Genomic DNA, 19752 nt, shown 5'->3' with positions numbered 1-19752 from the left:
GGAAGTTATCGCTCAGCCACCGCGCGCATCACGCGCGAACACCGGAAACGGATGAACGCGCGCGCCTGCCGATGAATCCAGCAATGCGCGCGACTCGTCCAGCGCCTTTTTCGCCGAGTCCAACGCGGCCAGCACGCGCGCGTGCAGCACAGCGGAGCGAGCTGGCCTTGCGATGACATCGGCCGCGCCCGCATCGAGTGTGCATTGCTCGGTCTGGACATCGCGTGCATCCGCGAGCACGACGATGGGCACGTGAGGAAGCTTTGCGAGCAATGCATGCACCGCTTCGCAAGGGTTGTCGCAGCAACGCGCATCGAGCACGATCGCGTCCGGTTCCTTGTTCTGCGCGAGACGCAGCGCGGCTTCGCAGTCCGTCACCACGTCGAGCGCGCCGATCGACTGAAGCGCGTGACGATGCGCTTCGACCATGTCGTCCGCGAGGATGCCCAGCACGCGCACGCCCGTAGGCTTGGGCGCCGCTTGCACGCCCGCCTCGTGCAGACGCGCCTGCGCTTCCATCACGCGGCGTCTCAGACTGAGTTGCGCTCGCACGCGCGCTTGCAGGCGCGGCGCGACGAGCGGTTTGATCACGTAATCGGCCGCGCCAATGCGAAAGGCATCGACTTCGAGCGCGGGCGCGTCGTGACTGGTGACGAATATCACCGGCACACGCGCGAGCTTCGCATCGCTCTTGAGGATCTCGCAGACATCGAAGCCCGTCATGTTGGGCAGGTTCGCATCGAGCAGAATGAGATCGGGCGTCGCTTCGCGCGCCAGGGCGAGCGCGGCTTCGCCGGTGGTGGCAAAACGCTGGTCGGGAAATTCGGCGAGCATTTCGCCGATGATGCGGATCATGGCCGGATCGTCGTCGACGAGCAACAGGCGCGGTTGATAGGCTGAAGCGGAGTGGTCTGCTTTATCCATGTTCGAACGGGTATTCATCAGACAAGAAACATGCACGAACTCTACGCCCGCGATGACGGTGTCGCAAACTCAAAAATTATCTGCAGGTATTAATTATCTGATATTTCAGCGGGCGCACAATTTCATTTCCACAGATACTTGCTGAACAAATCATATTCATAAGCAGATAAGTAATTCATGCCGACGCCCGCTTCGGCCTCGAAAGCCATATGGCGTAACGCAATGTGCGCCAAAGCACAGACGTACGCGAAAATTTCGCACGACCGTGTCGCAAAAAATGCTCCGACGTTTTCAATCGATTCGGCCGATCAATGTAAACATTTAAAATCGGGTTATCGTTTGCGAGGCTTTTTCGGCTGACCTTTCCGGGCGCATACTGAGGCAATACCTATAAAAGTCGGGAAAAAGCCATGTACGGGGAAGCCAGAACGCTCTATTTCGCTGGGCGCGCGGTATCGGAGGATCTGGCCGAGCGTTTGCACGCTCGGGGATGGTCCATCGAGCGCATCGATCCTGCGAAGCCGCTCAAATCCAGCAAGCAAGGCAAGCGCGCCGCCGCCGGCATCGTCGATCTGACGAGTCGTGGCTATGCGAAGGAAGCGGCCACGCTGACTGGCTTGCTCGCGAGTTATCAGATCGGCTGGGTTGCGGCGGTCGATGCCGAACATGTCGAAAGCCCCGAGATTTGCCGCCTGATTCGCGACTTCTGTTTCGACTATGTGACAGTGCCTGCTTCAGCGGATCGTCTCGTCGATGCGGTCGGGCATGCTTACGGCATGGTTTCTCTGCACGACACGGCCTGCAACGATCCCCGCAAGGACGACTTCAAGGAAGGCGGCATGGTCGGCTCCTGCGACGCGATGCAGGCGCTGTATCGTTCGATCCGCAAAGTCGCCATGACCGATGCGCCCGTGTTCATCTCCGGCGAATCCGGCACCGGCAAGGAACTCACGGCGGTCGCAATCCACGAGCGTTCGGTGCGGCGCGATCAACCATTCGTCGCGATCAATTGCGGCGCGATTCCCGCGCACCTGCTGCAATCGGAACTCTTCGGATATGAGCGCGGCGCGTTCACCGGCGCGAATCAGCGCAAGATCGGCCGCGTCGAAGCCGCCGATGGCGGCACGCTCTTTCTCGATGAAATCGGCGATTTGCCGCTCGAAAGCCAGGCGAGCCTGTTGCGCTTTCTGCAGGAACGCAAGATCGAGCGGCTGGGCGGACAAGGTTCGACCGATGTCGATGTGCGCATCATCTCGGCGACGCACGTCGATATGCAAACCGCGATGATCGAAGGACGCTTCCGCGCGGACTTGTACCATCGTCTGTGTGTATTGCAGATCGACGAGCCGCCGCTGCGCGTGCGCGGCAAGGATATCGAGTTGCTCGCGAATCACATGCTCGAGCGCTTCAGAAAGGACGCGAGCCGGCGGCTGCGCGGCTTTTCGCCTTGTGCGATTGCGGCACTTCATAACTATGGCTGGCCCGGCAACGTGCGCGAGCTGATCAATCGTGTGCGCCGCGCGATCGTCATGTCGGAAGGCAGGCAGATTCTCGCAAGCGATCTCGAACTCGGTGAGTACGCAGAAGCCGCACCGATGACGCTCGCGCAGGCACGCGAGGCCGCCGAGCGGCAGGCGATCGAAGTGGCGCTGCTGCGCCATCGTGGACGACTCGGTGAAGCTGCGGATGAACTGGGCATCTCTCGCGTCACGCTGTATCGCATGTTGACGGCGTATGGCTTGCGCGCAAAGACGGATCGGCCGCTGGAGGCGTCAGGGGCTTAAGCGTTTCATGATTCGCTTAACAACGCGAAAAGGAACCTTTATTCGCGTTAGTCACTCCAACCACCGCATCGCAATCGATGCATCGTGAAAGCCTGAAGCGGCGTGCGCGCATCATGCGCCGTTAGCCTCGTCATGCATTTCCTCTCGTAGCCCGCTGGCGCATTCTCGCGACGCCAGACCACGCGCTGCGCAGTCACGTTTCATTCATATGCGGCCCGCCCGAATGCTTTTCGGCGCGTCCATATCGCGCTTTTGCGCCATGCCATAACTTTGACTCGCACGTCGACTCCCTCGTGTGCGGGCACTGGCGTGCAGCGAGTAACGTCGAGTCGTATCAATCATGGTTTCGCTCAATAACAATACTTCCCTCGTTCGTCAATTCTCGAACTATGCCGTACCCACCGTGCTCGCCGCGTGGGTCTACTGCATGCATTCGGTCATCAGCGGCATATTCATCGCGCGTCACGTCGGCGCCGATGCGCTGGCCGCGTTGAATCTGCTCGTCCCGCTGCTCTATCTGCCTTATGCGTTCAGCGTGATGATCGGTGTGGGCGGTTCGACGCTCGTCTCGCGCCTGCTCGGCGAGCGGCGCGAACGCGATGCCGCCGAAGCCTTTACGCAGGCGTTATGGTTGCTCGGTCTGTGCGGTGTCGCCTTCGCGCTCGCCATCTATTTCCATGCCGACACGTTCGTGCAATGGACCGGCGCACGCGGCGAACTCGCGCGTCTCGCCAAAGACTTCCTGCATGCCTATGCGCCGTTCGTGCTGTTCCCGACCGCATGCTATGCGCTCGAACTCTTCTTGCGCATCGAAGGCGCGGCGAAGTTCGGTCTCGTCTGCCTGATCGCGGGCGGCATCGCCGATGTCGCATTGACATGGTGGATGGTGGGCCAGATGGACTGGGGCATGCGCGGCGCGGCGATCGCGTCGGGCATCAGTCAGGCGCTCGCCTGCATCCCGATGCTGGCTTATCACTTCATCAAGGCGCAACGCGTTCGTCCCGTCGCCCGTGCCTTCGCGCGCCTCGATCATGCATGGCGCATGGCCTACAACGGCGTGTCGGAATTTTTGGGTGAGATCGCGCCGAGCGTCACGCTGTTCGCGTTCAATCACGCGGTATTGCGCTGGCTCGGCGATACGGGACTCGTCGCATTCGCTGTCGTCGAATATATGACGATGATCGCATCGGTCACGATGGTCGCGCTCGTGCAAAGCATGCAGCCTATCGTGAGCTTTCAGCGTGGCGCGGGCAACGCGCACGCGGTGTCGCGCGCGTTTTCCATCGGCATATCGGTTACGGCGGGCTTCGCGCTCGCCGCCGCGTTCGCGATTCTCACGCTCGCGCAACCGCTCGGCGCGCTCTTCCTGCCCGACAGTCCCGCAGCGCAGGCACTGCTGCGCGATGCCTTGCCGTGGTGCGCGCTCGCCTTCTTGCCCGCCGCCATCAACGTCGCGATCAGCGGCTATCTGACGGCGATCGAAGCACCGCTCGCCTCGTTGATCGTCGCCTTGCTGCGCAGTTGGCTATTGCTGTTGATGATGCTGTGGCTGCTGACCGAATGGCTCGGGCCGCGCGGTCTCTGGATGACCGTCGCTGTAACCGAACTGGCTACGCTTGCGGCGAGCATCGTGCTCTATCGAAACCGGGGCAGGCGTTTCGAACTCCATGCGCGTCCTCGCGTTCAGGCGTCGCGCGTCAGATGAAAACGTCGATCGATCGATGCGAGCAGGCGTCTCGACAGGCGCGTCGCACGTCCCTGTATCAAGCGGTCGGACACACGCGAGAGACCATAAGACACGACGAGCACCGCGATCAGCGTCGCGCCGAACAACGCAAGCGACGTTTCGCCATCCGTCTCCCCGAACGCGCGGTCGAAGAAATGAAACGTCGCGTAGACGCAGATGAAGTGCCAGAGATAAATGCCATAACTTTCGCGGCCGAGCGCGGCGGCGCATCGTCGGATGAACGTGATGCGCGGCGCCCGACGCATTGCATCGCGATGATTGCGGGCGCGGCGCGTGCACACGAACAGGAGAAATGCCACCGCGCTGCACGCGGCGAACACCGGGGCGAGCGCGTGCGCCTTGTCAAGCCATACACCGAGCGCGCCCGTCATCAGCGCGAACCCCACGGCCAGCGAAAGAAAGAGCCATACCCTGGACTTCGTCACATCGGCGGCGCCGAGCAGATGCGGGCGGAACGCATACCACGCCCACATGCCGATGATGAAACACGGGCCCTGCACCGGCGGCCAGAAATAGCTGAACGTGTTGTTGGCGACATTGCAATCGAGCGTACCGTTGCAATCGCTCATCGACAGCACGCCAAGCGATAGTCCGAGCAGCAGGACCGTGGCCAGCAACAAACGCACACGATTCATCGCCAGGAAAAACAGCAGCGGCGCGATCAGATAGAACAGCATTTCCACGCCGATCGACCATCCGCCGGGCACGACGTTGTTGATCGCCGTCGGCGACAGCGCGTGCAGAAACACCATGTTGAGCAGGATGTCCATTGGACCGTGCGCGCCGAGGATCCATGCGCGTTCGACGCCCGAGCGCATCGCGCCATAGCTGATGAGACCGTAGATCGCGATCGCCGCGTAGTACAGCGGCGCAATGCGAAAGAAGCGCTTGATATAAAAGCGCAGCGTGACATGACGCGCATCCGCGCAGCGCGCGTGATCCGTTTCGAGCGTCATGAAGATCGTGATCGCGCTGATCACGAAGAATAACTGCACGCCGTATTGGCCCATGCGCGCGACGAGCGTCACGGCACCGGGCAGATTGGGAAACTGAAATGACAGGTGAACTGCTACGACCCCGACGATCGCGAGCGCCCGGCCTGCGTCGAGCGCGGCAACACGTCCTTGCTCCATCGATATATTCTCCTCGCGGTTGATGCCGACCTTCAAAGGCTGCGAGGCCCGTGGACAACGGTGTTTTCGACGAAGTTCCGCAGCATCGGCTATAAGCGGCAAGTCTTACAAGAAGAAACTTCATACACGTACAGATACAATTTTCGCGTTGGCGGGACGGGTTCAATCGTCTAGACGGCGGGCGCATCCCGCCTCAAAAACCGCAGGATGCGGCTCGCGACCGTACTCGCCTGCTCCTGTTGCACCCAATGCCCCGCCCCTTCGATCAGATGCGTTGCGCGAAAGTCCGTGCAGGCGAGAACACGCATCGCTTCGAAATCGCCCGGACGCTGGTAGTAGCCCCAGTCGCTCGCGCCCGCGACGAAGCATGACGGCACGTCGATCGTGCGTCCCGACCACATGCGCAATGCCGCCGCATAGCGCGCGTCGGTGCCGCAGCGATACCAGTTCAACCCGCCCTGAAAGCCCGTGCGCGCGTATTCGCCCGCATACACGTCCAAGTCCCGGTCGGTGAGCCACGCGCATGCAGCGATGTCGTCCGCGCCGGGCATGTGTCCGGCGACGGTCTGCGGCATCGTGGCATCCGCGTTCATCACGTAATAAGTCGGCAGCATCGCGAGTTGTTCGGCGCTCACCGATGCAAGCGGATGCGGTTGATTGCCCGCCCAGTCCGCGCTCTTCACGTAGTAGTACGCGCGCAGGAACGCCGCGAGCCCTTGCGGCGCGTGCCACATGTCGTCGTTGGCCTGTGCGCCCGAGTAATACCATTGATAATGCTTGCGCGGCGGATCGAGCGATGCGAGCGCCCTGACCGCCTCGTCCATGATCGATGAAGCCGTTTCGACGCGCGCAAGCCGCGCATCGTCCTTTGCGGTGTTGAACGCGAATGCCGGCGGCCCGGCGAACGGCGCGCTCATCATCACGACGGACGCGAACACGTCGGGACGAATCAATGCGCACCAGGCCGCCACGGGCGAGCCGAAGTCATGGCCGATCACCGACGCCACCCTTCGATAACCCAGCGCCGATACGAGACCCAGCACATCGCGCACGAGATTCGGAAAGGTGAATTCGTTCAGGTCGGCATCGAACGAAACAGCGCCGCCGGTCGTGCGTCCATAACCTCGCTGATCCGGCGCGACGACATAAAAGCCCGCATCGGCAAGCGGCTTCATGATCTTGCGCCAGCTATAGGCGAGTTCAGGAAAACCGTGCAGAAGCACGATGCAGGGCCGCTCCGGCGCATCGTAGCCGGCTTCCAGCACATGCATCGAAAGGCCATTGCCGTTGTCGACCATGCGCGCGCGAATGCCCTCCGGCAACGGCAGATCGCTCAATGGTTCATTCATGCGAGTCTCCTGAATGGGCCATGAATGCATCTTGCGACGCGTTCATGCTTCGAGCAAGGCCGCGAAGCGGTCCGCGAGCGTCGGACGCGAACGCATGGGCCATATGGCGCTGAGTTCGAAGGGGGGAAGGTTGTCGCCGTCGCGCACATCGCAGAAGCGCACGCCGGCGAATTGCAGCGCGGTGACCGATTGCGGCAGCAGCGATGCGCCGCACCCTGCCGCGACACACGCAAGCACGGTCAGCGAGCGATTCGCGTCCTGCACGACATTCGCCTCGCATCCGGCCTTGCGAAAAGCACTCAGGATGCCCGCGCGCACCACCGGCAGCTGATCGCCCGGAAACCACACGAGCCCCGCATTCGAGAGATCCTTCAGGCCGACCTTGCCGTCATCGCCGACAGAAAACGATAGCGGCAGCACTGCAAGCAGACGCTCCCTGACGATGAGCTTCTCGCGCATGCGCCCGCCCACTGCGACGGGCGTATGCAGCAAACCGATATCGATGCTGCCCTTCTCCAGCGCGCTCGCCTGTTCCGCATTGCTCATTTCCCTGAGCATGAGTTCGACGTTGGGCACTTCCTCGCGCAGCGCCGCAATCGCACGGGGCAGCAGACTGAAGAGCGCCGCCGATGCGAAACCGATCGTCAGACGCCCGCCGCGCTGCGCGCCGATCTCACGCGCGCGATGCGATGCGGCATCGATGCGCGCCACGCTCAGGCGTATGTCTTCGACGATCGCCTCGCCCGCCGCTGTTAATTGCGCCCCGCGGCGCGTGCGCTCGAAAAGCTTCACGCCCAGGTCGCGTTCCATGCGTGAAAGCGCCTGGCTCAGCGCGGGCTGCGCGATATCGAGCACGTCGGCTGCGCGCGTGACGCTGCCTGCATCGACCACGGCCAGAAAGTATTTGAGGTTGCGCGTCTCCATGTCGCGAGCATATCAAAACGATATGAAAGATGAACATATCCATAGTATGCGAGGCCGCTATTCATTTCTAGAATGCAGTGACACATGACACAACATGCGCCGGCTTAAAGCCCGCTCAGGAGACGCAAAAATGAATTGGTACCGTGAAGTTTCCACGGCGGAAAAACGCACGCTATGGGGCTGCTTCGCAGGCTGGGCGCTCGATGGCGTCGACACGCAATTGTTCAGTCTGGTGATTCCGACGCTCATCGCGACATGCGGCATCGGCAAGGGACAAGCGGGGCTGATCGGCGGGGCGACGCTCGTCGCGGGCGCCCTGGGCGGGCTCTTTGCGGGCGTGCTGTCCGATCGCATCGGGCGCGTCAAGGCACTGCAAATAACCGTGCTCTGGTTCTCGCTTTTCACGTTTCTCAGCGCCTTTGCGCAGAATTTCGAACAGTTGCTCGTGCTCAAATCGCTGCAAGGACTCGGCTTCGGCGGTGAATGGACCGCGGGCGCCGTATTGCTCAGCGAGACCATTCGCGCGAAACATCGCGGCAAGGCCATGGGTATCGTGCAAAGCGCATGGGGCTTCGGCTGGGCGGGCGCGGTGCTGCTCTACATGATCGTGTATTCGTGGGTTTCTCCGGACTGGGCCTGGCGCGTACTGTTCGCCATCGGTCTGATTCCCGCGCTGCTCGTCGTCTATATGCGCCGCAATATCGAAGAGCCGCCGCGTGAAGCGAAGTCCGGCGAGCCGGATCACGCGCAACGTCAGGGCGCGTTCGCAATCCTCGCCGGCATCTTTCATCCTTCGGTGCTGCGCACGACGATAGTCGGCGGCCTGATCGGACTCGGCGCGCATGGCGGTTATCACGCGATCACGACGTGGCTGCCCACCTACCTCAAAACAGAACGTCATTTGTCGGTGCTCGGCACGGGCGGTTATCTGGCCGTGGTGATCACCGCGTTCATCGTCGGATGCTTCGTCAGCGCATGGCTGCAGGACAAGATCGGCCGCCGCAAGAACGTGATCCTCTTCGCGATCTGCTGCGCGGTCACGGTCAATATCTATGTGTTCCTGCCCATCGGCGATCTCGCGATGCTCATTCTGAGCTTCCCGCTCGGCCTCTTTTCCGCCGGCATTCCCGCGACGCTCGGCGCGCTTTTCAACGAGCTTTATCCGCAGGGCGTGCGGGGCACCGGCGTCGGCTTCTGCTACAACTTCGGGCGTGTCGTGTCGGCCGTGTTTCCGGTGCTCGTCGGGCACATGGGCAATTCGATGCCGCTCGGACAGGCGCTCGGCATCGACGCGGGTATTGCGTATGGACTCGTCGTCGTAGCGGCGTTGTTGCTGCCTGAAACACGAGGCCGCCGCATTGCAACGGCGCCCGCTCAAGCCTCGTCCTGAAGCCCCATGACACATTCACTTCATTCCACGCTCGCCGATGAGCAATGGCTCGAATCGGCCCCCGCCGCGATCGAAGCAATCGACAGTCACGCGCATGTCTTCGTGCGCGGTCTGCCGCTCGCGCCGCATCGCCGTCACGCACCCGATTACGATGCGACGCTCGATGCCTATGCGGAGCACCTGCGCGCGAACGGCGTCTCGCATGCGGTGCTGGTGCAGCCCAGTTTTCTCGGCACCGACAACTCGTTTTTCGTCGATGTGCTGCAACGCTATCCGCAACGATTTCGCGGCGTGGCCGTCATCGATCCTTCGATCAGCGACGCCGATTTGCAGCAACTCGCCGCGCACGGTATCGTCGGGATGCGGCTGAATCTCATCGGCCTCGCATTGCCCGATCTGCGTGACGCGCATTGGCGCGCGCTCTTCACGCGAATCAACGCGCTCGGCTGGCACGTCGAGATTCATCGCGACGCAGTGGATTTGCCGATGCTCATCACGCCGTTACTCGAACAAGGCTGCACGATCGTGATCGATCATTTTGGCCGGCCCGATCCTGCATTCGGCGCGAACGATCCTGGCTTTCGCTATCTTCTGACGACCGCGAAAAGCGGGCGTGTGTGGGTCAAACTGTCGGCGGCCTATCGCAGCGTGTGCGACGAAAACGGCACGGCGCTGGGGCAAACGCTCACGGCCGCATTGCTCGATTCTTTCGGCGCGTCGCGGCTCGTATGGGGCAGCGACTGGCCGCATACGCAGCATCGCGAGCTGATCGACTACGGCGCGTCGCGCGATGCGCTCGCCCGCTGGATTCCGGACGCATCGCTGCGTACCATCGTGTTGCGCGATGCGGCGCGCGCGCTGTTTCGCTTCGCCTGATGGCTGTGCGAGCGCCGAAGCGCGACGCGCGTTAGCATTGCATACGCTGACGCCGAACCCGAACTCTCTTTCCGGAACCGAAGCCATGACCACTTCTTCTTCCCGCCGCCGCGCCGCGTTTCGCGAACGGGTCAACGCACGGCGCGGTCTGCTGCTGCCCGGCGCATTCAACGCGATGAGCGCGCGTGTCGCCGCCGATCTCGGTTTCGAAGCGCTCTACATCACCGGCGCGGGCGTGACGAACATGTCGCTCGGCATGCCGGACCTCGGTTTCATCGGCCTCGCGGAAGTCGCGGAGCATACGTCGCGCATTCGCGATGCAGTGGACCTGCCGCTCGTCGTCGATGCGGACACGGGCTTCGGCAATGCGCTCAACGTGCGTCATACGGTACGCACGCTGGAGCGCGCCGGCGCCGATGCGATTCAACTCGAAGATCAGGTGATGCCGAAGAAGTGCGGCCATTTCGCGGGCAAGGCCGTTGTCTCGACCAATGAAATGGTCGGCAAGATTCGCGCGGCGGTGGATGCGCGCGAGGACGAGAACTTTCAGATCATCGCGCGCACCGATGCATGCGCGGTGGAAGGCTTCGATGCGGCGATCGAACGTGCGCGCGCCTTCGTCGAAGCGGGCGCGGACATTCTCTTTGTCGAGGCAATCGAGACGCCCGAGCAGATCGCATCGCTGCCGAAGCTGCTCGATGCGCCACAGCTCATCAACATCGTGATCGGCGGCAAGACGCCGGTGACCGATCGGGCCGATCTTGAACGTCTCGGTTTCAGCCTCGTGCTCTATGCGAATGCCGCGTTGCAAAGCGCCGTGCGCGGCATGCAGACGGCGCTCGGCGCGTTGAAATCGCAAGGACGGCTCGATGAAGATCCTGCTGTCGTTGCGCCCTTCGCCGAGCGTCAACGGCTCGTGAACAAGCCGCTTTTCGACGAACTCGACCGCAAGTACGCGGCTGATTAGGCTGGCTTAGCGCGAGTACATCGCGTTCCAGTCGGATGGCGACACGCGCGCACCGCCCGCTTGCGACGTTCCATTGGCGCTGCCGCCATAAGCGGTTGCACCATCGCGCGCGGCGAGCTTCGCTTCGGCTGCCTGAATCGCTTCGGGATAATGCGCCTGATCGCCATCGCCTACGTGGTAACCGACGCTCTGCAATTCGGCAAGTTCTGCACGCACTTGAGCACGCGTGATCTGGCTTTGCGCAAACGAAGCAACGGGAATGACGAGAGCGGTGGCGACGACTGCCGCACGGATGATCGACTTCATGATGAAACTCCAGTGTTATGAGGTGCCTGGCTACGAACACTGTGCCGTTCGAAGCAGTGAGTGCAGTCTATGTCGCGCGTCCTCTCGGGTTAACCCCTAGCGCAAGAAAGCACTCTTCTTCGAAACGCGCACAATCGCTCGCGAACCGCGCCGGTCCTGGCGTTCGAGAATTTGCTATGCTGGCCGCCGGACTGAACGCAGATGCGCGTCGCGTTCGCCTCATGGCGCAAGGCGCCCGTCAAACACTGGAGAAGCAGAAGATGGCAAAAGGATATTGGGTCAGCGTGTACAAGCAGATCATCAAGCCCGAGCAGACAGCGGAATACGCGAAGATCGCAACGCAGGCCATCGCAGAAGGCGGCGGCCGGCCCCTCGTTCGCGGCGTTGCGTCGATGACGCAAGGTGAAGGCGTCATCGAGCGCACGGTGGTCATCGAATTCGACTCGCTCGATGCAGCCGTCGCCGCCTATAACAGCGCGACCTACCAGCACGCGCTCGAAGTGCTGGGCGATGCGGTCGTGCGCGATTTCCGCGTCGTCGAAGGCGTTGCCTGAGGTTGCGGTTCGGCCGATGTTCGCGGCGCTCACGCGCCCACGGCATCGGCCAGTTCGATCATGTCGCGCGCGCTGACGTCCCAGTCGCTCGCGGCTTTCAGATCGACCGTCTGAGCGGGACCACGCTCATACGGACGCGCGACGAACGCGGTGCGCAAGCCGCACTTTCGCGCCGCGGCGAGATCGTCGTTATGCGCGGCGACGAGACACACTTCTTCCGGCGCGAGCATCAGCACGTCAGCCGTGCGCAGATACGCCTGCGGATCCGGCTTGTAGATCTGCGCGATCTCCGCGCCGAGAATTGCATCCCAGGGCAAGCCGGCGCGCTTCGCCATATCCACCATCAGCCTGATATTGCCGTTCGAAAGCGGCGCGATGATATGGCGCGCCTTCAGCCGTTGCAGACCCGGTATCGAATCCGGCCACGGATCGAGGCGATGCCACGCGAGATTCAATTCATCGAGCACTTCCGGCGGGACCGCATTCGGGTCGATGCCGAACTCCGGTAATGCATCGATCAGGTTCTCGCGATGCAATACATCGAGTCGCACGAAGGGGCGCTCGCCACTGATGATCTTGCGCATCGCCGGCACATAGCGGCTGCGCCATGCATCGGCGAAAGCTTCCGGCTGCGCGCCCGCCGCGCCGAAGCGCTGCAGAAACGGCGCGGCCTCGCGCGCGACGCCGCCGCGCCAGTCCACCACCGTGCCGAATACATCGAATACGAAAGCCTTTACGTTGGGCAAGCTCACGTCGATTTCCCCTTTCAAGTAATTCGTCTGATCGAAGACTTGTTCCTTGCGCGCAAAACTGATTGTCCACCGCATGTGTACGCAACGAATCTCGAAACGCCTAAATTACGACTCATCGGAGCAAGCGGTCCGATCCGCAACAGGCCCAACATCATCTTTCGAGGTTCATCATGAGCAACGCACAAAAAGTCGCTATCGTTACCGGCGCATCGCAAGGCATTGGCGCTGAAATCGTCAAGGCATTCCGCGCACAAGGTTATGGCGTCGTCGCCACCGCCCGTTCGATTCAGCAGGCGGACGATCCGAATGTCGTCGCTGTCGCGGGCGATATCGGCGATCGCGCCACGGCGCAGCGTGTCGTCGAGGCGGCTATCGCGCGCTTCGGCCGCATCGATACGCTCGTCAACAACGCGGGCATTTTCATCGCCAAGCCTTTCACGCAATATACGCAGGAAGACTATGCGGCGGTCCTGAATGTGAACGTGAACGGCTTCTTCCATATCACGCAACTCGCGATCGAGCAGATGGAGAAGAACAAGAGCGGGCATATCGTCAACATCACGACTACGCTGGTCGATCATGCAGTGAGCGGCGTACCTTCGGTTCTGGCATCGCTGACGAAGGGCGGTCTGAACGCCGCGACGAAATCGCTTGCGATCGAATACGCGAAGTCCGGCATTCGCGCGAATGCGGTATCGCCCGGCATCATCAAGTCGCCTATGCATGCAGCCGAAACCCACGAAGCACTCGGCGCGCTGCATCCGATGGGACGCATGGGCGAAATGAGCGATATCGCGAACGCCGTGCTGTATCTCGACGCTGCGCCGTTCGTGACGGGCGAAATCCTGCACGTCGATGGCGGTCAAAGCGCGGGACATTGATCGATTACTTAGCGGTTGCGAATGCGCCCCTCGCGGGCGCATCGCTGTTTTTCAATCCAGGAGATCACCATGCCGATCGTTACGATTCAAGTGACACGCGAAGGCAACAAGCCCGGCACGAGCGCCGTCACCGCCGATGAAAAAGTGCAGCTCATCAAGGGCGTGAGCCAGCTATTGCTCGACGTGTTGAACAAGCCGCTCGACAGCACCTTCGTCGTGATTCAGGAAGTCGAACTCGAGAACTGGGGCGTGGGCGGCTTGCCGGTGTCCGAGTATCGGCGGCAAAAGCAGGCAAAGGAAAGTTGACGCGCATCGGAACGCCGGCATCGCCGCATGAACAGACACGGCGATGCCGCTATCTCCAGGTGTCATTGCGCTGACGGATAAAGATCGAGCAGCTTCAGCGTCACGCCATTCGTCCATCCGAAGCCATCCTGCAGCGGATATTCGCCGCCGCCTCCGCCACCGGTTCCCTCGCCTTCCACCACGTATTTCTCGACGAGCTTCTGCTGGGTCTTGTAGACGTTGTTCACGTCGCCCAGAAAACGCGTGCCGATCTGCTGCGCGAGATCGCTGCGCCCGTAGCGCCGCAGGCCCTGCACGGCTATCCAGTGCAACGGCGCCCAGCCGTTCGGTGCGTCCCACTGCTGCGTCGTGTTGTAGGTCGTCGTCGTAAGGCCGCCCGGCTTCAATAGCATCGCTTCGACGGTCTGCGCGGTCTTGTGCGCGCGCTCCGGCCACGCCGCATTCGCAAAGAGCGGATAGAGCATCGCGGCCGATGGATTATTGCGCGGCTGCGCGAGCTTCCAGTCGTAATCGCCGTAATAGCCGTTCTTGTTCCAGAGATACTTGTTGATGCCGATCGCACGCCGCGCCGCGCGTCCGACGAACTCGCCGACACAACCGAAATCGCGCGCCTCGCCGCAACCGATGGCAATCGTCGTTTCGAGGTGGAACATCAGGCTGTTCAGATCGACGGGAATGATGGACGTAGTGCGGATCGTCGCGAGCGTCATGTTGTCGCCGAACCAGCGCGAACTGAAATCCCAGCCGCTTTCGGCCGCCGCGCGCAGATCGCGATACACCTCGTTCGACGGGCGATTCGTGACTTGTTTGGCGGTGGCGACGTCCTCCGAATACGACTCGTCGCGCGGCGTGTCGCGTTCGTCCCAGTAGCGATTGAGCACGGTCTTGTCCGGCAGCATCACGACGTTGCGCACCGCATCGCCCGGCTGCAATCCGTTTGCGCCTTGCATCCAGTAGCCATATTCACGGCGCAATTGCGGCAAATACTTCTGATAGACGCGGCCGCCCTCTTTCTTCGCGGCAAGTTCGACCATGTAGGAGAAGAATGGCGGCTGCGAACGGCTCACGTAATAGGTGCGATTGCCATTGGGAATATGGCCGATCGTATCGATCAGATACGCGAAGTTATCGAGCATGTCGTCGACGAGATCTTCGCGGCCCGCTTCCTGAAGACCGAGCATCGTGAAATAGGTGTCCCAGTAGTAACCTTCGCGAAAGCGTCCGCCCGGCACGACATACTGCTTGGGCATCGGGATCAGCGAGCTATTGGGCGGAACGTTCGCGGTCGTCGTCAGACGCGTGAGTTCGGGCCACAGCCAGTCGATATGTTCGCGCAGCGTCTGGTTCGGCGGCGGCGTGATGCTCTGGTCCGTAGGCGGCGTGAAGTATTGCGCAACGAAGTTCTTGAGCGAGAAGCCCGGCACCGACATTTGCTGATGGTAGGCCTGCACGATCTGCGCGGGGTCGATCTTCGGCACCGCATCGACAAAAGTCTTCTGATCAGGATAGATACCCTGCGTCTGCACGGCGACGAACAGATCGCCGTATAGCTCGCTCGGCGGTGGCGGCAACGTATAACCGGTTTGGGCGTCGGCATACGCCACGCTCGCTGCCGCGCTCATGACGAGCCAGCCGCATAACATTGCGCGCGCCCTGAACGTGAAGCGCCGCGACGCCTCACGCGTCGCGCGATGCGATGACAGTGCGATCATGCTCCCTCCATGAAAGGATGAGTGAATCGAACTGGTCTCGCTCGGGCCGTGTTTGTTATGAGTGGTTCACGGCAGGGCGAAGCATCGCACGCCTGCAAGCCTCTGGCAACCCTCGAATGCCGCTATTGAATGGCCAGCACCTTGTGCGCCTCTGCCTGAAACTGTGTCGGCGTGACGCCGGTCTGCTTGCGGAAATAACGACTGAAGTACGCGATATCGGTAAAGCCCAGTCCATGCGCGATCTGCTTGACCGATAGCGTGGAATAGACGAGATCGCGTTGTGCCTCGCGCACGAGATGTTCGTTGATCAACGCAAGCGGCGAGCTTGATATTTCCTCTCGGCAAATGCGGCCGAGCTGCGTGACGGTCATGCCGAGCTTCTGCGCATAGAACTCGACGGGACGATGCTCGCGGAAATGCGCGGCCACGAGTGCCCTGAAGCGCTTGATCTGCTGCGCGCGCCGTTCCGTCGATGCCACATTCGGCGCCGACGCGCTTTCGCACAGGCGCGCCACATGCACGAAAAGTGCAATCAGCAGCGACATGCCCGCCGCCATGTGCCCGCGATCCGTTGCACGAAATTCCTTCTCCAGCAATTCGAGAATCGGCATGAATGCGCTTTCCTTCACGGCCTGCGCGTTCACGCGAGATACGCCCGCGCGCTGCAGCACGGGAATGAGGCCCGGCGCCGCGATCGATGCGAGCGCCTCGATCGATCGTTGCGCCACGGTGACGACGAGACCATCCACATCCGGTGCGAAATTGAAGCCGTGCACCGTCTGCGCGGGAAGCATGATCACGCTCGGCGGCACGATCTCGATCATGCGGTTCTCGATCAGCACTTCCCCTCCGCCGCCGCGAATGTACAGAAATTGCAGCAGCGCATCATGCCGATGCGCGTCGATATGCCAGTCGTTCGGCGCGCTGCGCTCGACGATCCATTCGAAGTTGAACGCGTCATACCACGGCGGACGCGCCGATTCACCGTACAGACTGTAGTTAGGGATTTTCCTCATGTCGCGCATCTCCTGATGCACAAATTGTCCTGTCGTCTGCCGGCTTTGTCCAATTTTTCCTGCAAAGCCGTGAATATACTTTTTTCACGGCGAAGGTTATCGACGCCTTCGTATTGAACGGACTCAGGAGACAAGGATGACTAATCAGGTCGCGCGGGATCACACCGCGCCGCATTGGCTCGGCCTCGAATCGAGCGTGTGTGTGGTGACGGGTGCGGCGGGCGGCATCGGCCGCGCCATAGCAAGCACATTCGCCGACGCGGGCGCGCGCCTTGCATTGCTCGATCGCGATGAAGCGGGCTGTCACGAAACGGCCGAAGCGTTGCGTGCAAGCGGTGTCGACGCGATCGCCATAACCTGCGATATCGGCGATGCGGCGAGCGTGAATCGTGCGCGCGAACAGGTCGAACGCAAGTATGGCCATGTCGATGTGCTCGTCAACAACGCCGGGCTGTTGAGAGCGGGCGGCATCGAAGATATCGGCCTCGAAGCGTGGAACGCGATGCTCGCCGTGAATCTCACGGGCTACATGTTGTGTGCGCAGTCATTCGGGCGCGGCATGCTGGCGCGCGGCGCGGGCAGCATCGTGCATATCGCATCGGTGGCGGCGCATCATCCGCAGACATGGAGCGGCGCATATAGCCCCAGCAAGGCCGGCATCGCGATGCTCTCGCGGCAGATCGCCGCCGAATGGGGCGCGCGCGGCGTGCGCAGCAACGCGGTATGCCCCGGCATGATCCGCACGCCGCTGTCGAAGGCTTTCTACGAACAGGGCGATGTCGAAGCGCGCCGCAGCGCGATGACCGCGAGTCGACGCATTGGCGAGCCACGCGATATCGCGGAAGTCGTGGCGTTTCTCGCGAGTCGTCGCGCGGCTTATGTGAACGGCGCGGAGCTTGCCGTAGACGGCGGCCTCGAATGCATGCTGATGGATCTCGTGCCGCGCCCCGGCTTCGAAGCGCCGCGTACCGCCTGAACCTCAAATCAAAGGACATCATCATGACTACCGTAACGCGGTCGTCCGATCTCGCTTGCGATGTGCTCGTGATCGGCTCGGGCGCCGGCGGCCTCTCGACGGCCATCACAGCGAAGAAGCAAGGGCTCGACGTGATCGTCGTCGAGAAAGAGGAATACTTCGGCGGCACCACGGCTTTTTCGGGCGGCGTGCTGTGGATTCCCGGCAATCGCCACGCGAAGGAAGCGGGCATTCACGATACACGCGAAGCGGCGCTTCGATACATGCGCGGCGAAACCGGCGCGATGTACGACGAAGCCGCCGTCGATGCGTTCCTCGACAACGGTCCGCGCATGATCGACTTCTTCGAGCGCGAGACTTCAGTCAGGTTCCTGCCGACGCTCTACCCCGACTATCATCCCGATGCGCCGGGCGGCGTCGACGTGGGTCGCTCCGTTGTCGCGAAACCCTTCGATGCGCGCGAGCTGGGCAAGGACATCGCGCGCCTGCGTCCGCCGCTTGCGACGATCACGTTCATCGGCATGATGTTCAATTCGTCGAGCGCCGATCTCAAGCACTTCTTCAACGCGACGAAATCGCTTGCGTCCGCCTGGTATGTCGCCAGGCGGCTTGCGAGTCATCTCCGCGAACTCGCGCTCTATCGACGCGGCGTGCAGATCACGAGCGGCAACGCGCTGGCCGCGCGTCTCGCCAAATCGGCGCTCGATCTCGGCATTCCGATTCATACGCGTACCGGCGCGAAGGAACTGGTCACGGAGAAAGGCCGCGTGACCGGCGCGATCGTCGTTTCCAAAGGCCGCGAAACGCGCATCACCGCGCGGCGTGGCGTCGTGCTCGCGTGCGGCGGCTTTTCGCATGATGTCGCGCGCATTGCGAAGGCGTATCCGCATCTGCGACGCGGCGGCGAACATGCCTCGCCCGTTCCCGCTGGCAATACCGGCGACGGCGCACGCATGGCCGAACGTGTGGGCGCGCGTGTCGATATCCGCTATCCGCAGCCGGCCGCGTGGATGCCCGTCTCGCGCGTACCGTTGAAAGACGGCAAATTCGGCGTGTTTCCGCATCTGCTCGATCGCTACAAGCCGGGCGTGATCGGCGTGACGCGCGGCGGCAGGCGCTTCACCAACGAATCTAACTCTTATCACGATGTCGGCGCAGCGATGATCGAAGCCTGTCGCGACGAAAAAGAAACCGCGATGTGGCTGATCTGCGATCACGCGACGATTCGCAAATACGGTCTTGGCTTTGCAAAGCCCGCGCCGATACCGCTCGGCGCGCATCTGAAGAGCGGTTATCTGGTGAAGGGCCGCACGCTGACGGAACTCGCGCAGCGCGCGGGCATCGACGCCACCGCGCTCGAAGCAACCGTGCGCGCCTATAACCGCGATGCCACGCAAGGCAAGGACACCGCATTCGGCCGCGGCACGACTTCGTTCAACCGCTATCTCGGCGATCCCGCGCACGCGCCGAATCCGTGCGTTGCGCCCATCGGCGAAGGTCCTTACTACGCGCTGAAGGTCGTGATGGGCGATCTCGGCACCTTCGACGGCATCGCAACGAATCCGCACGGCCAGGTGCTGAAGGACGACGAGCCGATCCCCGGCCTTTATGCGGTCGGCAACGATCGCGCGAGCGTCATGGGCGGCAACTATCCCGGCGCGGGCATCACGCTCGGCCCGATCATGACCTTCGGTTATCTCACCGGATTGCATCTCGCGGGCCGCATCGATGCGCGCGCGAAGATCAAGGAACTGAGGAGCGCAGCATGAGCAAGCCTTTCATCGATCATCGCATCTACACGATCAAGCCACGCGGCATGAACGAATTCATCGATGTATTCGATCGTCTCGCCATGCCGATCCAGCTCAAGTATCTCGGCGCGCCCGTGGGCTTCTATATGAGCGACATCGGCGCATTGAATCAGGTCGTGCATCTGTGGAGCTACGAAAGCATCGCGGACTACGACCAGCGACGCACCGCGCGCGACAACGATCCGGAATGGCCCGCCTATCTGCAGGCATCGGCGCATCTGATCGTCGCGCAGGAGAGCCGCATCATCAGGCGCGTCGAATTTAAAAGTCTTTCGCCCGCCATGCGCTAACAGCGCGGCATAGCGGCACGACGAAGGCCGCATTCCTGCGATTGCTTATACATG

General features: G+C 61.9%; 19 protein-coding genes. 11 read left to right on the top strand and 8 right to left on the bottom strand.

Annotated elements, in window-relative coordinates; translation table 11 throughout:
- Window positions 1-12: 12 nt before the first annotated feature.
- Window positions 13-924: a response regulator gene (locus tag BTHE68_RS34815; RefSeq protein ID WP_162070789.1), complete on the bottom strand. Its 912-nt coding sequence runs from the start codon at window positions 922-924 to the stop codon at window positions 13-15.
- A 410-nt stretch (window positions 925-1334) separates the two neighbouring features.
- Here BTHE68_RS34815 and BTHE68_RS34810 point away from each other — a divergent pair, with 410 nt between their 5' ends.
- Entirely contained in the window at window positions 1335-2708 is a 1374-nt protein-coding gene (locus BTHE68_RS34810; RefSeq protein ID WP_162070788.1) for a sigma-54 dependent transcriptional regulator, read from the top strand.
- Between the two features lie 340 nt (window positions 2709-3048).
- Window positions 3049-4413 carry an MATE family efflux transporter gene (locus BTHE68_RS34805; protein ID WP_162070787.1) on the top strand — a complete coding sequence of 455 codons (1365 nt, stop codon included), beginning with the start codon at window positions 3049-3051 and terminating at the stop codon, window positions 4411-4413.
- Here the strand turns inward: BTHE68_RS34805 and BTHE68_RS34800 are convergent.
- From BTHE68_RS34800 to BTHE68_RS34790, 3 genes are all read right to left on the bottom strand, one after another.
- Window positions 4392-5588, bottom strand: coding sequence for an acyltransferase family protein (locus BTHE68_RS34800; protein WP_162070786.1), 1197 nt, complete (start codon window positions 5586-5588; stop codon window positions 4392-4394). The two genes, BTHE68_RS34805 and BTHE68_RS34800, sit on opposite strands and share 22 nt — an antisense overlap.
- A 170-nt stretch (window positions 5589-5758) precedes the next feature.
- Window positions 5759-6937 (bottom strand): alpha/beta fold hydrolase, encoded by a 1179-nt coding sequence (locus tag BTHE68_RS34795; protein ID WP_162070785.1) that lies wholly within the window; start codon window positions 6935-6937, stop codon window positions 5759-5761.
- A gap of 42 nt (window positions 6938-6979) precedes the next feature.
- Window positions 6980-7861 carry a LysR family transcriptional regulator gene (locus BTHE68_RS34790; RefSeq protein WP_162070784.1) on the bottom strand — a complete coding sequence of 294 codons (882 nt, stop codon included), beginning with the start codon at window positions 7859-7861 and terminating at the stop codon, window positions 6980-6982.
- A gap of 130 nt (window positions 7862-7991) precedes the next feature.
- On the opposite strand from BTHE68_RS34790, the gene BTHE68_RS34785 reads away from it, so the two are divergent.
- The 3 genes from BTHE68_RS34785 to BTHE68_RS34775 all read left to right on the top strand — a co-directional run bounded on the left by BTHE68_RS34785 (window position 7992) and on the right by BTHE68_RS34775 (window position 11094).
- Complete coding sequence (locus BTHE68_RS34785) at window positions 7992-9251, top strand: MFS transporter (RefSeq protein WP_162070783.1); 1260 nt, start codon at window positions 7992-7994, stop codon at window positions 9249-9251.
- A 6-nt stretch (window positions 9252-9257) separates the two neighbouring features.
- Window positions 9258-10127: an amidohydrolase family protein gene (locus tag BTHE68_RS34780; RefSeq protein WP_162070782.1), complete on the top strand. Its 870-nt coding sequence runs from the start codon at window positions 9258-9260 to the stop codon at window positions 10125-10127.
- A gap of 85 nt (window positions 10128-10212) precedes the next feature.
- Window positions 10213-11094, top strand: coding sequence for an isocitrate lyase/PEP mutase family protein (locus BTHE68_RS34775; RefSeq protein ID WP_162070781.1), 882 nt, complete (start codon window positions 10213-10215; stop codon window positions 11092-11094).
- A 6-nt stretch (window positions 11095-11100) separates the two neighbouring features.
- Here the strand turns inward: BTHE68_RS34775 and BTHE68_RS34770 are convergent, their stop codons facing one another.
- Window positions 11101-11400: a DUF4148 domain-containing protein gene (locus tag BTHE68_RS34770; protein WP_162070780.1), complete on the bottom strand. Its 300-nt coding sequence runs from the start codon at window positions 11398-11400 to the stop codon at window positions 11101-11103.
- A gap of 260 nt (window positions 11401-11660) precedes the next feature.
- Between BTHE68_RS34770 and BTHE68_RS34765 the strand changes: the two genes are divergently transcribed.
- Window positions 11661-11954, top strand: a complete 294-nt coding sequence (locus tag BTHE68_RS34765; protein WP_162070779.1) for a DUF1330 domain-containing protein — start codon at window positions 11661-11663, stop codon at window positions 11952-11954.
- A gap of 29 nt (window positions 11955-11983) precedes the next feature.
- Here the strand turns inward: BTHE68_RS34765 and BTHE68_RS34760 are convergent, their stop codons facing one another.
- A complete protein-coding gene (locus tag BTHE68_RS34760) occupies window positions 11984-12706 on the bottom strand; it encodes a haloacid dehalogenase type II (protein WP_162070778.1) in 723 nt (240 codons plus the stop codon).
- Between the two features lie 170 nt (window positions 12707-12876).
- On the opposite strand from BTHE68_RS34760, the gene BTHE68_RS34755 reads away from it, so the two are divergent.
- Entirely contained in the window at window positions 12877-13587 is a 711-nt protein-coding gene (locus tag BTHE68_RS34755) for an SDR family NAD(P)-dependent oxidoreductase (RefSeq protein ID WP_162070777.1), read from the top strand.
- 69 nt (window positions 13588-13656) lie between these two features.
- Complete coding sequence (locus BTHE68_RS34750) at window positions 13657-13893, top strand: tautomerase family protein (protein WP_162070776.1); 237 nt, start codon at window positions 13657-13659, stop codon at window positions 13891-13893.
- A 62-nt stretch (window positions 13894-13955) separates the two neighbouring features.
- On the opposite strand, the gene treA is transcribed toward BTHE68_RS34750, so the two are convergent.
- Together treA and BTHE68_RS34740 are read right to left on the bottom strand one after the other, a co-directional pair.
- Entirely contained in the window at window positions 13956-15605 is a 1650-nt protein-coding gene (gene treA / locus BTHE68_RS34745; protein WP_162070775.1) for an alpha,alpha-trehalase TreA, read from the bottom strand.
- A gap of 122 nt (window positions 15606-15727) precedes the next feature.
- Entirely contained in the window at window positions 15728-16621 is an 894-nt protein-coding gene (locus tag BTHE68_RS34740; protein WP_162070774.1) for a helix-turn-helix domain-containing protein, read from the bottom strand.
- A 136-nt stretch (window positions 16622-16757) separates the two neighbouring features.
- Here BTHE68_RS34740 and BTHE68_RS34735 point away from each other — a divergent pair, with 136 nt between their 5' ends.
- Genes BTHE68_RS34735 through BTHE68_RS34725 form a run of 3 tightly spaced genes read left to right on the top strand, consistent with a single transcriptional unit; the run spans window position 16758 to window position 19698 of the window.
- Window positions 16758-17597 carry an SDR family NAD(P)-dependent oxidoreductase gene (locus tag BTHE68_RS34735; RefSeq protein ID WP_162070773.1) on the top strand — a complete coding sequence of 280 codons (840 nt, stop codon included), beginning with the start codon at window positions 16758-16760 and terminating at the stop codon, window positions 17595-17597.
- Window positions 17598-17620: 23 nt separating this feature from the next.
- On the top strand, window positions 17621-19366 hold the full coding sequence (locus BTHE68_RS34730; protein ID WP_162070772.1) for an FAD-dependent oxidoreductase: 1746 nt from the start codon (window positions 17621-17623) through the stop codon (window positions 19364-19366).
- Window positions 19363-19698 (top strand): NIPSNAP family protein, encoded by a 336-nt coding sequence (locus BTHE68_RS34725; protein ID WP_162070771.1) that lies wholly within the window; start codon window positions 19363-19365, stop codon window positions 19696-19698. The genes BTHE68_RS34730 and BTHE68_RS34725 overlap by 4 nt, the downstream gene beginning before the upstream one ends.
- Window positions 19699-19752: the final 54 nt, after the last annotated feature.

Origin of the sequence: Burkholderia sp. THE68 (genome assembly GCF_009938265.1) — a bacterium.
Taxonomy (GTDB): domain Bacteria; phylum Pseudomonadota; class Gammaproteobacteria; order Burkholderiales; family Burkholderiaceae; genus Caballeronia.
This window is presented reverse-complemented; position numbering and strand designations above follow the sequence as displayed.

Excerpts from the sequence above, each read along its gene's own strand:
- BTHE68_RS34815 (WP_162070789.1), bottom strand. The coding sequence starts at position 924 with ATGGATAAAGCAGACCACTCCGCTTCAGCCTATCAACCGCGCCTGTTG.
- BTHE68_RS34810 (WP_162070788.1), top strand. The coding sequence starts at position 1,335 with ATGTACGGGGAAGCCAGAACGCTCTATTTCGCTGGGCGCGCGGTATCG.
- BTHE68_RS34805 (WP_162070787.1), top strand. The coding sequence starts at position 3,049 with ATGGTTTCGCTCAATAACAATACTTCCCTCGTTCGTCAATTCTCGAAC.
- BTHE68_RS34800 (WP_162070786.1), bottom strand. The coding sequence starts at position 5,588 with ATGGAGCAAGGACGTGTTGCCGCGCTCGACGCAGGCCGGGCGCTCGCG.
- BTHE68_RS34795 (WP_162070785.1), bottom strand. The coding sequence starts at position 6,937 with ATGAATGAACCATTGAGCGATCTGCCGTTGCCGGAGGGCATTCGCGCG.
- BTHE68_RS34790 (WP_162070784.1), bottom strand. The coding sequence starts at position 7,861 with ATGGAGACGCGCAACCTCAAATACTTTCTGGCCGTGGTCGATGCAGGC.
- BTHE68_RS34785 (WP_162070783.1), top strand. The coding sequence starts at position 7,992 with ATGAATTGGTACCGTGAAGTTTCCACGGCGGAAAAACGCACGCTATGG.
- BTHE68_RS34780 (WP_162070782.1), top strand. The coding sequence starts at position 9,258 with ATGACACATTCACTTCATTCCACGCTCGCCGATGAGCAATGGCTCGAA.
- BTHE68_RS34775 (WP_162070781.1), top strand. The coding sequence starts at position 10,213 with ATGACCACTTCTTCTTCCCGCCGCCGCGCCGCGTTTCGCGAACGGGTC.
- BTHE68_RS34770 (WP_162070780.1), bottom strand. The coding sequence starts at position 11,400 with ATGAAGTCGATCATCCGTGCGGCAGTCGTCGCCACCGCTCTCGTCATT.
- BTHE68_RS34765 (WP_162070779.1), top strand. The coding sequence starts at position 11,661 with ATGGCAAAAGGATATTGGGTCAGCGTGTACAAGCAGATCATCAAGCCC.
- BTHE68_RS34755 (WP_162070777.1), top strand. The coding sequence starts at position 12,877 with ATGAGCAACGCACAAAAAGTCGCTATCGTTACCGGCGCATCGCAAGGC.
- BTHE68_RS34750 (WP_162070776.1), top strand. The coding sequence starts at position 13,657 with ATGCCGATCGTTACGATTCAAGTGACACGCGAAGGCAACAAGCCCGGC.
- treA (WP_162070775.1), bottom strand. The coding sequence starts at position 15,605 with ATGATCGCACTGTCATCGCATCGCGCGACGCGTGAGGCGTCGCGGCGC.
- BTHE68_RS34740 (WP_162070774.1), bottom strand. The coding sequence starts at position 16,621 with ATGAGGAAAATCCCTAACTACAGTCTGTACGGTGAATCGGCGCGTCCG.
- BTHE68_RS34735 (WP_162070773.1), top strand. The coding sequence starts at position 16,758 with ATGACTAATCAGGTCGCGCGGGATCACACCGCGCCGCATTGGCTCGGC.
- BTHE68_RS34730 (WP_162070772.1), top strand. The coding sequence starts at position 17,621 with ATGACTACCGTAACGCGGTCGTCCGATCTCGCTTGCGATGTGCTCGTG.
- BTHE68_RS34725 (WP_162070771.1), top strand. The coding sequence starts at position 19,363 with ATGAGCAAGCCTTTCATCGATCATCGCATCTACACGATCAAGCCACGC.